Raw genomic sequence first — 15082 nt, 5'->3', positions numbered from 1 at the left:
TACCGGGCGAACGATCGTTTTTCGTTACCGGGCGAACGATCGTTCGCCCCTACACGGAAACTGCCGCTTTAATATGCGGATGTGGATCGTAATCGGTCAATGTGAAATGTTCGAATTTGAAATCGAACAGATCGGTAACGCTTGGGTCGATATGCAACGTTGGCAATGGACGAATATCACGCGATAATTGTAATTGCGATTGTTCCATATGATCCGCATACAAATGCACATCACCGAACGTATGGATGAATTCTCCGGGCTTCAGGCCGCACACTTGCGCCATCATTAATGTCAGGAGGGCATAGCTCGCAATGTTGAAGGGCACGCCTAAAAAAGTATCCGCACTGCGTTGATACAATTGGCAACTTAGTTTACCATCGGCCACATAGAATTGGAACAAGCAATGACAGGGTGGGAGTGCCATGCGGTCCACATCAGCGGGGTTCCACGCGGTTATGATCAACCGTCGGCTATCCGGATTCTTTTTGATCATCTCCACCAATATGGTGATCTGATCGATGCTTCCACCATTGGGTGCTGGCCAGTTGCGCCATTGGTAACCATATACCGGACCGAGGTTGCCATCGGCATCCGCCCATTCGTCCCAGATCTTCACACCGTTATCCCGGAGGTACTTGATATTGGTATCACCTTTCAAGAACCAGAGCAGTTCATGGATGATACTTTTGGTATGCAATTTTTTCGTGGTAAGCAGCGGGAAACCATCGGCAAGGTCGAACCGCATCTGGTAGCCGAAACAGCTCACCGTGCCAGTGCCGGTGCGGTCTTCCTTGCGCGTACCATTTTTTAGAATGTGTCGAAGTAGGTCGTGGTATTGCTGCATGGATCAGTGCGGTGAACGTTAATCACTGCAAAATTACCGATAACAAGGCTATGTGTTTTCACAGTTTACGAACAAGCGCTTTCTTCACACTACTGGGGTCGAAAAAATCACGACTTACCTCTGGGTGGCATCAATTTCAGTTGGTCCAACAACCTCGTTTTCAATCTATCATAAACGGATCGGTTATCAACGGCATGCGAAACGATGGATGCGATCATACAGGCGTACATTAATTGGAAGATCACACTATGCCGGTCGGTCATTTCCAATACAAGGATCGCGCTGGTGAACGGCGAGCGCGTAACGGCAGTGAGGAAAGCGCACATTCCACCGAGTATGAGCATGTTCAGTTCACCGCGATCAACACTGAACCATGAGCCGATCAACCCGCCAATAGCGGCACCGGAGCTAAGGGCTGGCGCAAAAATGCCACCTGCGCCGCCAGCGCCCATCGTGAACATATTACCGAACACACGTCCTGCTGCATTCGCGAAAGTGGGGTTGGGATTGTCCTCGAACAAATAGGCGTCCAAGAGATTGCCGCCACTGCCTAAAGAAATGGAACCGAAGGTATAGACCACACCAGCAAAAACGAATGCGCACGCCAGCACGAAGAATAGTTGCGGTGTCCACCCTTTGAAGCTTTGGCGGGCCCTATCAAGCAATAGCATCATCTTACTTGAAATTGCACCGACGAAACCACACACGGCACTTATTGCAAGGAGTTTGTACATGAATGAAATACCGACCGTTGCCACTTTTGGGTAACCATACAACAGGTACGGCCCAAGTAGCCATTGTGCGGTCATCCCACTTAGGATCACTGAGCTCAATACGGCCGTTCTGAATTTGGCGATATGTGTACGCGTTAATTCCTCTATTGCAAATACGATCCCCCCGAGCGGTGTGTTGAACGCCGCGCTCAGTCCCGCAGCACCTCCGGTCACCATCATCACCTTGCGGCTAACCTTTGGCCAGAATGGTGGCAGTAGTTTGTGAACCGTGCGGTAAATGCTACCTGCGATCTGCAACGTAGGACCTTCACGGCCAATTGCGCCACCGCCAAGAACCATGGCGATGCTGGATGCGATCTTTACGATGATGATCCGTAAATTCAGAAAGCGCCAACTTCCATCTTTCTCTTCTTCATCATTCCCGGTCTCTACCGCTGCGATCAATTGCGGAATACCGCTGCCACCTGCCATGGGTGAAAAGAACCTGACCATCCACCAACTGGCAAGGAAAGCGAGCGGTGCGGTGAGGAAGATCAACTGCGGGTTGGAATCGATGAGGCCATGGTTCCAACGAGCCGCCCATTGGAACGCTTTGGTATAGCCCACTGCGACCAAAGCAGTAAGAATGGCACTCACTTGATACGGTAGCGCCAGAAGCACGAAGTTCTTGGCGTTGCTGTTGAGCACCCATTGCCGAAGTCGCTCGAGTTGTGCCCAAGCTACAGCCTGTACTCTGGTAGGGATCCCTTTATGCCACGGTTCCTTCATTGCGAAGCGGGCTAAAAGTAGAAGGCTTCAGTGTATGAACAGCGTTGAACCTGGAAAGTGATCAACAGTGGTCATGGCATACGCAGCCACCCCAGGATCCTTTTGTTCTGGATCTTCCATCGCCCATCAATAAGATCGAGGTCATATTCCACACGTGTACTACCCGTATTCTGTTGGACCAACTCGACCTCCCCATCCTCCACGGCACTGATTATTGCTACATGTCCATAAGGGTTTCCTTTCCATCCGTCAAGGACTACGAGATCCCCGACCTCGGGCACGGTCTTGCTTCCGTTCGTGTACTGCAACAATCCTCTATCCGGATTGATATCACCATCTGCGATCCTTGCTGAAAAGAAGTCCTTCGCATGGCCATAACTATTGGGCATTCGATGGGAATAGTGTTCCAAATAATAGCGTTTCACGAATTCAACACACTGGTATTTCAAGCCAACGTTGTATCCATCAACCACATTTCTTCCGCTCACATTTCCTATGCCCGCATTGTAGAAAACCACAACGCCATTCAAACTATCCAACGGATCACCGGCAGCATGAGGCACAGCATTATTAGAAGGTTCCCACTGTTGCCATACCACAAACGCTGTAGCAAAACAGATCAGCAAACCACCCATTATCAATCGTTTTTTGGCCATGTTCCTTCAACGTAACAGACATGACAACATTGCAATTACAGCAAGATCAGGTCAAGTGAAAAAGAGGGATCAACATCCGCACTGCACAAAGGACCTCACCCCCAACCCCTCTCCCGAGGAGAGGGGAGGAGCGCCTCCAATTATTCCGGAGCTAACTAACTGTTGAAACCCAGAAGACATTACAAAATTCAGTGTTAATCATAATGATCACCGTCCGCTCCTATCTGTGAAGATCATGTCTTTCAGTGGCGTCCCGCAGAAGAAAAATGCGGGAGCGTTCCCTCTTCGACCATCCCCACAAATCAGCAAATCAGCTGATCAACACATCTTCTGATCCCCTCATATCATCATCCCAACGATCGTAGCACTCAGCAACGATGCGAGTGTGCCACCGAGCAACGCCCTGAATCCGAATTCACTCAGCCATTCTCTTTTGGAAGGTGCGAGTGAACCAATGCCGCCGATCTGAATGCCGATACTGGCAAAATTCGCGAAACCGCAAAGCATGTATGTCGCCATAACGATGCTACGCTTGTAGGTGAATGCGTTCGCGGCCTTTAAACCGGCTAAGCTCTCGTAGCCCACGAATTCGCTGGCGATGATCTTTTCACCAACAAGTCTTCCTGTTAGCGTAATGTCCTCACTGGCCACACCGATCAACCACATCAGTGGTGCGAATAGATACCCCAGAATGAACTCCAATGACAATGCTTTGAAGTTGCCACCTGAGACACTCACTACCCATGCGTTCATTCCAGTGACATCACCTAGTTTGAAGAAGGCATAGTTGAACATGGCGATGAATGCGAAGAAGACCAATAGCATGGCACCCACGTTCACCGCGAGTTTCAAGCCTTCGCTGGTTCCATTCGCCATGGCGTCGAGGAAATTGGATCCTACCTTTTCCATGCTCACTTCCATGCGTTCGTTGATCACTTCGGTCTGCGGGAATAATATTTTGGCAACAACAACTGCACCTGGCGCAGCCATTACGCTAGCAGTGAGTAAGTGCTTCGCGAAGAAGAGCTTTTGCACAGGATCGTCGCCACCCAGAAATCCGACGTATGCTGCAAGAACACCACCGGCAACAGTTGCCATACCGGCCACCATGACCAAGAAGATCTCGCTCCGGTTCATCTTGTCAAGGTAGGCTTTGATCATCAGCGGTGCTTCGGTCTGACCAAGGAAGATGTTCCCGGCAGTGCTCAAACTTTCAGCACCGCTCAGCTTCATGGTCTTATTCAACGCCCATGCTAGGGCGTACACTACTTTCTGGATGATGCCGAGGTAGAATAACACACTCGTCAATGCGCTGAAGAAGATGATAGTGGGCAGTATCTGCAATGCGAAAATGAACCCGAAGCTGCTGATATCCATCATATCCCGGAACAGGAATTCACTTCCTATCTTGGTGAAATCGAGGATCTTGACGAATATTTTCCCGACGACCTCGAACACCCATTGCACGGCAGGGACATAAAGCACGCATACTGCTAGGACCAATTGGAAAGCAAGTCCGATACCGACGACTTTCCAATCAACATGTTTTCGTTTTGCGCTGAACACCCACGAGATCGCAACGATGGTGGCCATGCCCAATATCCCTCTAAGTACACCTGAAAGTGAAAGCCCTGTGAGCGGCAATGGGGCAGCTTGAGCGAATGCTGGAAGCGGCAATACGATAAGTAGCAACAATGCAATGCGCACTAGCGTAGAGCGAGATATTGAAAGGTACTTCGATCGGGTTACTTGCATGGTGATGGGTCCAATTGCGGTTGAATTTAAGCGAGATCAGACTGTTACGTTTTTCTTCAAGGGCTTAAGGACCTTATGACGGATCCAACGAGGCAATAATATGACACCAATTACGATGTATGGGTAATAGCTCATCAATCTCCAGAGTAGAGCAAGAGCTGGTGCAAGGCCGGTGGCGATGAACATACCGAGGAAATCGTTGAAGATGAACTCGGCCAATCCGCTTCCTCCGGGTGTAGGACTGAGCAGGACAATGATGCCCATGACCACTTGTTTGCCGTAGATAACGGCATCATTCAACGCGCTATCCGGATGGAATGCATGAAGGATACAATTAACGATGGAAAAACGTGCTGTCCATGAAATGAAAGTGGTTAACAAAGCTGGCCACCAGTAATCCCAGCCTCTTTTTTGCAACCCCCTTGCTGCTATGATCAATTGGTCACCTGTCGTTACCATGTTCCGCCGCCAGCGCCGGAGCAGTGGTGCGGAAAAGATCCCGACCAGAGCGCGTTTTACAAAGATCGGGTTCACGAAGAGTGCATAACCCACAAAGACCTTGTAACCGAGTATGATGAAATAGACCGTCCAGAAGGATGCATAGAAACCTGTTTCCAATGCTGCTGCTGCCGGATCAAGACCACTGAACAAAGCATCGCGCCCAATGGTAAAATAGACCAGTGGAGCCATAACCGCGAGAAAGATCCCATCCAGGAAGGAAGTGAATGTAATGATGGTGATGCTCTTACCTCCGGCGATCCCTTCACGGGTAAGTATCAGAATTGCGAAAAGGAATCCGCCGCCTACCATTCCGGGAGCAAGGGCGGAAGCGAACTCCCAAAGCATGATCACCACGAAGGTCCGATACCAATTCAATTCTTTATCGGCCAGGTGACGTATTCGGATCATATACGCCCAATCGCGCACAACTAGGCTTAGTGAAGCCATGACGATCCAAAAGGTAGTGGACCAGGTCCACTCCACGCGTCGCATGGCCTCCACATCCCAGCTGCGCCAGATCAGTATTGCGGTAATGCTCAAGCCAATGATCACAGGTAACAGCACTTTGCGTGTGCTGAATGCATCCTGGAAGCGTTTGGCCTCGAGATCCACTCCTGTCATTCCGCCGTTTTGGTTACGGTGTTAGTCAGTCTCGTTACACCGGGTCATTGTCCGTGTAACTATCCGGTTCAGGCTTCGGCTTTACCGTAAGCACCTTGTAAAAGAAATACACGGCCATACCTGTGACCAAGAGCTGTATGCTAACCATTAAGGCCATTGCCATCGTATTCATACTGGTCGTTGGTTTTTGAGGCGGCGCACACCGGAAAGGTACACTAATGATGCAAGTCCCAAGAACGCAGTCAAAAGAATTCCGCGCGCCATGTTGGTATAGAACAATCGATCCTTGAGTGCTGCCAATTCGGGTGTTCCTTGTGCTGCCGCGATCTGTTCACGAAGGCCGGTATTTGCTATTTGCCGAATAATGGAACCATTATCCAAGGACCAGCCATCGCCATTGAAAAGTGAACTGAACGCGGCGGTCCATTCATTTCCCACAGGTGTTAAAAGTGCACCCAGAAAAACGGCGATCAGCATCACCGGTGTGATGTATTTGATAATGAAACGATAGATGTGAGGTACGCGGATATCGGCACCTTCATTCAACTCCTTCCACCCTCTGTCCATACCGAAGATCCAGGAGAAAAGGATCACCTCCGCCATGGCGAATACCACCAAGCTCACCGTGCCGGCCCAATAATCATACTCGTCAAAAACCCCGTGTTGGAAGAAGATCACAGTAGGCAAGCCGAGCAATAGAACAATTGCTCCGAAAGACCAAGCACCCTTCATACGTCCCCACCCGAATTCATCGCGCATGAATCCCATCCATGGCGTACCCATGGCCAAGCTACTTGTGATACCCGCGAAGAACAAGAGTCCGAACCACATAACGCCAGCCATTACTCCAAGGATCGGCCCCCATTTATCGAAGAGGAACGGCATGGTTTGGAACGCCATTCCGAAGCCTGCATTTTCCTTTACCCAATCAAGACCGAGGTAACCAGCCGCGATCGGGATCACGATCAAACTACCGAGAACTACCTCGACGAATTCGTTCATGAATCCTGCACTTACCGCGTTCAATGCGATGTCATCCTTACTGCGAACGTATGCGGCATAACAGTGTATGGTGCCCATACCCACGCTTAGTGTGAAGAATATTTGACCCGCAGCAGCAAGCCAAACTTTTGGGTTAGTCAGTGAATCGAATTGTGGTGTCCACAAGAAATTGAGGCCATCCCATGCACTAGCGCCAGGCACCTCCGCACTAGCTCCACTGGTACCCAATGTTAGACCGCGATATGCTAGGAATACGCCGAATCCGATCAATAAAGGCATACCGATCTTGGCAGCTTTCTCAACCCCTTGTAAGCCTCGGGATAGAATGAACGTGTTCAGGACCAAGCAAAGAATATAGAAAACAACAGCCTCGTATGGAATGCCCGTAGTACTCTTTCCGATGTCCACATAACTGGTAAAGAAATCGGCTACACCTGTTTGCGACATTCCTTGGAACGTGCCAATAAGGCTATGGTACACATAGCTCATGGTCCAGCTTTCGATGTAGCAGTAATAGGCTGCTACGCCGATGTTGGTGAAGATTCCGAACACACCGAAGTACTTCCAGAAGTTACTGCGGTGCATGGTATCCAGTATGTATGGCGTGCTATGGTTGCCACTTCGCCCGCCGAACCGGCCCATGGACCATTCGATCCATAAGAGTGGAATGCCCATCAGCAAAAAGCAGACGAGGTAGGGAATGATGAACGCCCCGCCGCCGTTGTTAACAGCTTGCACAGGGAAGCGGAGGAAGTTTCCCAAGCCCACGGCGTTTCCGGCCATAGCGAGGATAAGGCCCACCCGCGAACCCCACGATTCAGATTTCGACATAAGGACTGGTTAGGTCGCTAATGTAGGGTTAGATCGTTTGTAATTGCAGGAAGCCTGTAGTTAGGAGAAAGAAACACGAGACAAAGGATGTGTCGTACTATGAAACAACCAACACCGACGCACTCGGTCCAGATCAATTGGACCCTTCCCGTTTCTTGATCTCGTCGCGGAGTTTGGAAGCACGCTCGTAGTCCTCGTTGTCCAATGCTTCTTCGAGCAGCTCGCGCAATTCTTCGATCGTATCGGTGGCATCTGGTTCTTTACCACCTTTTTCCTTTGCACCTTCCATCATGCTCTCGGAGCTGGCGTTCTCTTCATCATCATCCACCTTCAGGCCAGCGGCACTTAGAATGAATTCAAATGTGGAGATAGGGCAATCGAACCGGAGCGCTAATGCGATCGCATCACTACTGCGTGCATCGATCTCCACCTCGTTCCCGCCTTGATCCAAGATCAGCTTTGCATGAAAGATCCCCTCAACAAGATCGTTGATGATCACTTCTTTCAATGTAATGCCCAGCTTATCGCTCAAGTTCTTGAACAGGTCATGGGTGAGCGGTCTTGCAGGCTTTATGTTTTCTACTTGGATCGCAATGGCCTGAGCCTCCACACCTCCGATGATGATCGGGAGCCTGCGGTCACCATGCGATTCCGATAGAATGAGCGCGTAGGCACCAGCATGTGTATGACTATAGGTGATACGAAGGAAACGCAACTCAACTTTTTCCATACTCTAATACCGGGCCGTGAAGATAGTGGATCAGCCCCGGATGACCGCTTTGTGATCTCCGGGATGATGGATCGAAGAAATGATGCTGTTCATGATCATTAATGGAACCGGTCCACTATTTTTCCGCATTGAATTTCTTGGCGGCCTCGATCAATTGAGGAACCACGGTGAATGCATCTCCCACGATCCCGTAGTCGGCTGCCTTGAAGAAAGGAGCCTCAGGGTCTGAATTTATCACACAAATGACCTTGCTCCCATTTACTCCAGCGAGGTGTTGAATTGCACCACTGATACCAATGGCGATGTAAAGATCTGGACGAATGGCAACACCTGTTTGGCCAACATGTTCATGGTGCGGACGCCAATGCATATCGGCCACTGGACGGCTGCATGCCGTGGTTGCCTTAAGCTCCTTGGCTAGTTCTTCGATCATACCCCAGTTCTCCGGACCTTTCATTCCACGACCGGCACTAACAACGCGTTCTGCTTCAGGAAGCGGCACACCTTCGCCTGCTTTCCGTGTTTCTTTCACGGTGATCTTAGAAGTACCCAGATCCCCTTGGTACTCTTCTACTGTTGCAGTGCCTGTTGAAGTATCCACTGGAATACTATTCGGTAAGTGGTTGATCACCTTGATGGCGCTTTTGATCTCTACCCAAGCCTGCGCTTTTCCACTGAAAACATTGCGCTTCACTTTGAAACCGCCGTCCATTTCAGGAAGTGCGATCACGCCTGCAACATGTCCGGCTTTCAACCGTGCACCAACGCGGGGTGCAACGGCCTTCCCGGTTGCATCATGCGCGAACACGATCACCTGAGCGGTCTCTTTTTGCGCAATATCCGCAACCAATTTGGTCAACTGCTGGCTGTCGGCATCATTAGCGTTGCGGGCTACAATGACCTTTGCAACTGGCAATGTTGCCAATCGATCCGCTGGTGTATTACCAAAAGTGATGGCCGTAACCGAGCCTCCAGACTTCTGTGCCACTTTATTGGCAAATGTCAACGTCTCCAACGCGGTCTTGGAGATCTTTTCTCCACGGGTATCAATGAATGCGATCGTGCTCATGTTCTTTCTTGTTCGGTCGATGTTCTTCGTCCCATGGCTGATCAGATCACCTTGGCTTCGGAATGTAAAAGTTCGATCAATTGCCCGGCATTATCCGCAGGGATCATTTTCACTGCTTGCTTCGGTGGAGGCAGTTCGAACCTAACGGTTGCGGTCAACACATCTATGGAAGCGGCTGGAACAACGGTCAATGGTTTTGTGCGCGCAGCCATGATACCTCGCATATTCGGGATGCGTTGTTCGGCCATTCCCTTCGCGCAGGTAACGACCAAAGGCAATGAAGCTTCCACAACTTCAACGTCGCCCTTCACATCGCGTTCCGCAGTTGCAGTAGTTCCAGCAATGTCCAACTTGCTTGCAAGGGAGATCAGCGAAAGGTCCAAAAGCTCAGCCAACATTGGTCCGACTTGTGATCCATTGTGATCGATCGTCTCCTTACCGGTAAGGATTAGGTCGTAGGCTTTGTCTTTTGCGTAAGCTGCTACCTGCGCGGCAACGGCATAGCTTTCGGTAGGTTGTGCATCAACACGCACAGCATCATCAGCACCAATTGCCAGCGCCTTACGGATCGTGGGGTCGGTTTCCGGACCACCCACCGTAATGGTCGTAAGTGTTCCACCTAACGCCTCTTTAAGCTCAAGACCACGGACCAAGGCATACCATTCATCGTATGGATTAACAATGAACGTAACGCCATTGCTATCATACTGTGTATTGTCATTTGTAAAGCCGATGCGTGCTGTGGTATCTGGCACGTGACTGATAAGGACAAGGATCTTCATGCTTTTTCTGTCGAGATATCCGCAACTTATTGCGGAACGGGCCGCGAAGTTAAGGTCGGGAGATAAGATGCGCTAATAAAAGGTCTGGTTCATGAGGCAGGAAAAGTAGGCAGTTACCTTCCACGGCCGCCATCCTCTGGCCTCAGTAATTTGCTCTCTTGCATTCACTAATGACAACCACTAACTAGCTATACCTTTGCCCTCCATTTGAACCAGAACTTATGCGTACAGTCCAATTCCGTGAAGCTTTGAATGAAGCAATGAGCGAAGAAATGCGTCGCGACCCGAATGTCTTCTTGATGGGAGAAGAGGTTGCTGAGTATGATGGCGCGTATAAAGTGAGCAAGGGTATGTTGGCTGAGTTCGGCGCAAAGCGGGTGATCGACACACCCATTTCTGAACTTGGGTTCACAGCGATAGGAGTTGGTGCTGCTATGAATGGATTGCGCCCCATTGTGGAGTTCATGACATGGAATTTTGCTGTATTGGCAAGCGACCAGATCATTAACCATGCAGCGAAAATGTTGCAAATGAGCGGTGGTCAGTTCAATATTCCCATTGTATTCCGTGGTGGTAATGGCAGTGCGGGCCAATTGGCGGCAACACACAGTCAGAGCTACGAATCGTTCTACTCCAATATCCCTGGTCTGAAGGTGATCACCGTAAGCAACCCCTATGATGCGAAAGGGTTGTTGAAGTCCGCGATCCGCGATAATGACCCGGTGCTCTTCATGGAAAGCGAAAGGATGTATGGCGAGAAAGGGGAGATCCCGGATGGGGAATACTTGTTGCCGATCGGTGTGGCGAACGTGGCAAAAGAAGGTAAGGATGTAACGATCGTAAGTTTCGGCAAGATGATGAAAGTGGCCCTGGGAGCTGCCGAGGAACTTGCGAAAGAAGGAATTGACGCCGAGGTTATCGACCTGCGCACAATACGCCCTTGGGATAAGGCGGCGGTACTGAAAAGCGTGCGCAAGACGAATCGTCTGGTAGTGGTCGATGAGAACTGGCCGTTCGGAAGTGTAGCGAGTGAGATCGCCTACCGAGTACAAAAAGATGCGTTCGATTATTTGGATGCGCCGGTCCTGAGGATCAACCAAGCGGATACACCGTTGCCTTTTACCCCAACGCTGATCGACGCTAGTTTGCCTAGTGTGGAGCGCACCGTGCGTGCGGTAAAGGAGGTCATGTATCTGGTCAAGTAGGCCGAAAATTCGTGGGCTGAATGTTAGGTCGAGCATGCTCGTAGTGAAGACTTCTGTCCTTCGCTGTGGCTGGATCCAACCATTCGTCTATTTTTGCGGCCCCTAATAAACGAGGGCAATGCGTTTTTCAACTGAAGAACAGAACGTTAACGAAAGAACAACACAATAGAAATGGGAAGTGAGATCATGTACTATATCCCTGTAATGGGAGCGATCGGCCTGATTGTAATGATCGCCAAGGCCATTTGGGTGAACAAACAGGATGCAGGTGATGAGAATATGCAGAAGCTTGCGGGCTATATAGCCAGCGGCGCTAGCGCATTCTTGAAGGCCGAGTGGAAGGTATTGGGCATTTTCGCTGCTATTGCTGCTGTTCTATTAGCATGGAGCGGCACCTTGCATGAGAATAGCGATTGGGTTATTGCCATCGCTTTTCTTATCGGTGCATTCTTCAGTGCATTTGCAGGTTGGGTGGGGATGAGCATCGCGACAAAGGCGAACGTTCGTACCACGCAGGCAGCACGTACCAGTTTGAAAAAAGCGTTGCAGGTATCCTTTAACGGTGGTGCCGTTATGGGATTAGGTGTTGCAGGCCTTGCTGTAGTAGGACTAAGTACACTGTTCATCGTTTTCCTTCGCATGTATGTTGGTGAGGCAGGTGCGAACGGTGTTGAAATGATGAAAGCCCTAGAAGTCCTCGCAGGTTTTTCCTTGGGTGCAGAGAGTATTGCACTGTTCGCACGTGTAGGTGGTGGTATCTACACCAAAGCAGCTGACGTTGGTGCGGACCTTGTGGGTAAAGTGGAAGCAGGAATTCCAGAGGATGATGCCCGCAATCCGGCTACCATCGCGGATAACGTAGGAGACAACGTAGGTGATGTGGCCGGTATGGGTGCTGACCTTTTCGGAAGTTACGTGGCCACGATGTTGGCGACAATGGTATTGGGTCGTGAGGTGGTGAGCGCGGATAACTTCGATGGAATGGCGCCTATCCTATTGCCAATGGTCATCGCCGGTCTTGGCGTACTGTTCAGCATTATCGGTACATTCTTCGTTCGCATTAACAAGGATACGGATAGTGTAATGACCGCTTTGAACTTGGGCAATTGGGGTTCCATGATTCTTGTAGCGGTATCAAGCTATCCTTTGGTGAAATGGATGATGCCCGAGACCATGCAATTCGTGCGTAACGGAGTTTCTGTAGAAATCACCAGTACCAACGTTTTCCTAGCGATCATTCTTGGTCTTGTCGTAGGTACTTTGATGAGCATGGTTACTGAATATTACACCAGCATGGGTCGCCGTCCTGTTGATAGCATTGTTCAGAAAAGCGGAACAGGCCACGGGACCAACGTGATCGGTGGTTTGGCAATGGGCATGGAAAGTACCGTGTTGCCGATCTTGATCCTTGCTGCCGGTATCTGGGGTTCATTCGAGCTAGCAGGTATGTACGGCGTAGCAATTGCGGCTGCAGGTATGATGGCGACCACCGCCATGCAGTTGGCCATTGATGCATTCGGACCTATTGCGGACAACGCAGGAGGTATCGCAGAAATGAGCCACTTACCGAAAGAAGTACGTGAGCGCACGGACAACTTGGACGCGGTCGGTAACACTACCGCTGCTACTGGAAAAGGATTCGCAATTGCATCAGCCGCATTGACCGCACTCGCTTTGTTCGCAGCTTATGTGGGCATGTCAGGCATTACGGGCATCGACATTTACAAGGCTAACGTTTTGGCCATGTTGTTCGTCGGTGGTATGATCCCGTTCTTCTTCAGCTCCCTTGCGATCAGCGCTGTTGGTAAAGCCGCCATGGACATGGTGTATGAAGTGCGCCGTCAGTTCCGCGAGATCCCAGGGATCATGGAGGGCACTGCCACGCCGGAGTACGAGAAATGTGTTGCGATCAGCACCAAAGCTTCGATCCGTGAAATGATCGCACCGGGTGCCTTGGCATTGCTTTCACCGCTGGTCGTCGGTTTCTTGGCCGGGCCAGAAGCGTTGGGTGGTCTGCTTGCTGGTATTACCGTTAGCGGTGTTCTTATGGGCATGTTCCAGAACAATGCTGGAGGTGCATGGGATAATGCCAAGAAGAGCTTCGAGAAAGGTGTGATCATCGATGGTAAGACCTTCGAGAAGGGCAGCGAGCCACATAAAGCAGCTGTTACCGGTGACACGGTCGGTGATCCGTTCAAGGACACTTCAGGACCGAGCATGAACATTTTGATCAAATTGACATCGATCGTTGCATTGATCATTGCTCCGCATATCAACGAAAGCAATGTTCGTAGTGCTGCTATTGCACCAACGCCAACAGTCGAAGTGGTAGAAGTGGAAACGGTTAAGCAGAACGTTGTCGAGAACGCTTTTACGGTAACCGAAGCCGAGTACAACTAAGTCCTTCTACGGGATCTTATTAACAGGAAAAAGGGTTGAACGAACAGCAAGTTCGTTCAACCCTTTTTCATTTGTACAGACCAGTTGGTTCAAATTCGACCGACTGAATTACTGGAATGGAAGTGCTGAGTTCGAACTGACTTCTTCCAAGGAGTAGTGTTAAGAACACGTTGAGACCCTCAGCGTGTTATGCAATTTGAAGGCTAAGTATCACTACATCCCGTAGCAAGTAAAAAAAGGAAGAGGTTCATTCTTTAAAAGAAGAAGCCCCACATTCAGCTGTTATGCTGAATGTGGGGCTTCTTGGCTCAAGAAAGCGCAACGATCTCTCAGGCCTTCGCCAATTTCTTTTTTGAAGTCAACGTCGCTTTGGCCTTAGCGGCTGCTTTCGGTTCTGCTTTCGCTGCCTTGAGATGAGTAGGTTCCAACGGGAACAGGCCATGGATCTCCGCATCAATTGAGTTGATGATCTTGCCTAAATGTTCCGGGTTATTGTGGAAACTATTGTCCTCCACATCGATGATCAGCACTTTGCCTTTATCGTATTTCTCGATCCAGCCGTTATAGCGTTCGTTCAAACGTTTCAGGTAATCAATACTGATGCTGTTCTCGTATTCGCGACCACGCTCGCTGATCTGCTTCACCAATTTTTCAACCGGAGCTTGCAAGTAGATCAATAGATCCGGAGGTGTAATGGAGTTGTCCATGTTGCTGAACAACCGGAAGTAGTTCTCGAAATCGCGTGAGGTCATCAACCCCATGGCATGCAAGTTGGGTGCGAAAATGAAGGCGTCCTCGTAGATCGTACGATCTTGGATCACATTGCGTCCACTGCGACGGATCTCCAATAACTGTTCGAAGCGTGAGTTCAGGAAGAAGATCTGGAGATTGAAGCTCCAGCGCTGCATGTCCTTGTAGAAATCGAACAAGTATGGGTTGTTGTCAACAGCCTCTTCCAATTGATCCCACTTGTAATGTTTGGCCAACAGCTTTGTCAAAGTGGTTTTTCCGGAGCCGATATTGCCTGCGATCGCGATATGCATAGTTGTAGTTAGGAGCGCGAAGATACCCGCCACATGGTACGGATGATAATGATGTGGATAAGTCGTTGCGTTCAGATCCACGTCATCACCTGTTGCTAGGGGCATTGCGGAATTTCATGAATTGCACGATCAACGATCCAA

General features: G+C 50.0%; 13 protein-coding genes. 2 read left to right on the top strand and 11 right to left on the bottom strand.

The genetic code is table 11. The annotated features are described in order from the left end of the window. Positions 1–49: 49 nt before the first annotated feature. The 10 genes from IPF95_01230 to IPF95_01185 form a co-directional block, all read right to left on the bottom strand. Entirely contained in the window at positions 50–844 is a 795-nt protein-coding gene (locus IPF95_01230) for a thymidylate synthase (protein ID MBK6473316.1), read from the bottom strand. 107 nt (positions 845–951) lie between these two features. Next, positions 952–2346, bottom strand: a complete 1395-nt coding sequence (locus tag IPF95_01225) for a chloride channel protein (GenBank protein MBK6473315.1) — start codon at positions 2344–2346, stop codon at positions 952–954. Positions 2347–2417: 71 nt separating this feature from the next. After that, on the bottom strand, positions 2418–3002 hold the full coding sequence (locus tag IPF95_01220; protein ID MBK6473314.1) for a CHAP domain-containing protein: 585 nt from the start codon (positions 3000–3002) through the stop codon (positions 2418–2420). Positions 3003–3341: 339 nt separating this feature from the next. Further along, positions 3342–4757, bottom strand: coding sequence for a Na+ dependent nucleoside transporter (locus IPF95_01215; protein MBK6473313.1), 1416 nt, complete (start codon positions 4755–4757; stop codon positions 3342–3344). Between the two features lie 36 nt (positions 4758–4793). Continuing rightward, entirely contained in the window at positions 4794–5879 is a 1086-nt protein-coding gene (locus IPF95_01210) for a flippase-like domain-containing protein (protein MBK6473312.1), read from the bottom strand. Between the two features lie 34 nt (positions 5880–5913). Beyond that, positions 5914–6051, bottom strand: coding sequence for a hypothetical protein (locus IPF95_01205; protein MBK6473311.1), 138 nt, complete (start codon positions 6049–6051; stop codon positions 5914–5916). Beyond that, positions 6048–7712, bottom strand: coding sequence for a sodium-dependent transporter (locus IPF95_01200; protein ID MBK6473310.1), 1665 nt, complete (start codon positions 7710–7712; stop codon positions 6048–6050). Before IPF95_01200 ends, IPF95_01205 begins: the two co-directional genes overlap by 4 nt. Before the next feature lie 133 nt (positions 7713–7845). Continuing rightward, positions 7846–8442: a bifunctional nuclease family protein gene (locus IPF95_01195; protein MBK6473309.1), complete on the bottom strand. Its 597-nt coding sequence runs from the start codon at positions 8440–8442 to the stop codon at positions 7846–7848. A gap of 115 nt (positions 8443–8557) precedes the next feature. Then, the gene (locus tag IPF95_01190; protein MBK6473308.1) at positions 8558–9511 is read right to left on the bottom strand and encodes an electron transfer flavoprotein subunit alpha/FixB family protein; all 954 of its coding nucleotides are present in this window, start codon (positions 9509–9511) and stop codon (positions 8558–8560) included. 41 nt (positions 9512–9552) lie between these two features. Further along, positions 9553–10293, bottom strand: a complete 741-nt coding sequence (locus IPF95_01185) for an electron transfer flavoprotein subunit beta/FixA family protein (GenBank protein ID MBK6473307.1) — start codon at positions 10291–10293, stop codon at positions 9553–9555. A gap of 221 nt (positions 10294–10514) precedes the next feature. On the opposite strand from IPF95_01185, the gene IPF95_01180 reads away from it, so the two are divergent. After that, the gene (locus IPF95_01180; GenBank protein ID MBK6473306.1) at positions 10515–11498 is read left to right on the top strand and encodes a pyruvate dehydrogenase complex E1 component subunit beta; all 984 of its coding nucleotides are present in this window, start codon (positions 10515–10517) and stop codon (positions 11496–11498) included. A gap of 171 nt (positions 11499–11669) precedes the next feature. Next, positions 11670–13898, top strand: a complete 2229-nt coding sequence (locus IPF95_01175; protein ID MBK6473305.1) for a sodium-translocating pyrophosphatase — start codon at positions 11670–11672, stop codon at positions 13896–13898. 329 nt (positions 13899–14227) lie between these two features. Here IPF95_01175 and IPF95_01170 read toward each other — a convergent pair whose 3' ends face one another. Next, entirely contained in the window at positions 14228–14941 is a 714-nt protein-coding gene (locus IPF95_01170) for a deoxynucleoside kinase (protein ID MBK6473304.1), read from the bottom strand. Positions 14942–15082 lie beyond the last annotated feature (141 nt).

Source organism: Flavobacteriales bacterium, assembly GCA_016704485.1.
GTDB lineage: Bacteria > Bacteroidota > Bacteroidia > Flavobacteriales_F > PHOS-HE28 > PHOS-HE28.
The sequence above is the reverse complement of the archived record's forward strand: the minus strand, read 5'-3'. Positions and strand labels throughout refer to the sequence as shown.

Excerpts from the sequence above, each read along its gene's own strand:
- IPF95_01230 (MBK6473316.1), bottom strand. The coding sequence starts at position 844 with ATGCAGCAATACCACGACCTACTTCGACACATTCTAAAAAATGGTACG.
- IPF95_01225 (MBK6473315.1), bottom strand. The coding sequence starts at position 2,346 with ATGAAGGAACCGTGGCATAAAGGGATCCCTACCAGAGTACAGGCTGTA.
- IPF95_01220 (MBK6473314.1), bottom strand. The coding sequence starts at position 3,002 with ATGGCCAAAAAACGATTGATAATGGGTGGTTTGCTGATCTGTTTTGCT.
- IPF95_01215 (MBK6473313.1), bottom strand. The coding sequence starts at position 4,757 with ATGCAAGTAACCCGATCGAAGTACCTTTCAATATCTCGCTCTACGCTA.
- IPF95_01210 (MBK6473312.1), bottom strand. The coding sequence starts at position 5,879 with ATGACAGGAGTGGATCTCGAGGCCAAACGCTTCCAGGATGCATTCAGC.
- IPF95_01205 (MBK6473311.1), bottom strand. The coding sequence starts at position 6,051 with ATGAATACGATGGCAATGGCCTTAATGGTTAGCATACAGCTCTTGGTC.
- IPF95_01200 (MBK6473310.1), bottom strand. The coding sequence starts at position 7,712 with ATGTCGAAATCTGAATCGTGGGGTTCGCGGGTGGGCCTTATCCTCGCT.
- IPF95_01195 (MBK6473309.1), bottom strand. The coding sequence starts at position 8,442 with ATGGAAAAAGTTGAGTTGCGTTTCCTTCGTATCACCTATAGTCATACA.
- IPF95_01190 (MBK6473308.1), bottom strand. The coding sequence starts at position 9,511 with ATGAGCACGATCGCATTCATTGATACCCGTGGAGAAAAGATCTCCAAG.
- IPF95_01185 (MBK6473307.1), bottom strand. The coding sequence starts at position 10,293 with ATGAAGATCCTTGTCCTTATCAGTCACGTGCCAGATACCACAGCACGC.
- IPF95_01180 (MBK6473306.1), top strand. The coding sequence starts at position 10,515 with ATGCGTACAGTCCAATTCCGTGAAGCTTTGAATGAAGCAATGAGCGAA.
- IPF95_01175 (MBK6473305.1), top strand. The coding sequence starts at position 11,670 with ATGGGAAGTGAGATCATGTACTATATCCCTGTAATGGGAGCGATCGGC.
- IPF95_01170 (MBK6473304.1), bottom strand. The coding sequence starts at position 14,941 with ATGCATATCGCGATCGCAGGCAATATCGGCTCCGGAAAAACCACTTTG.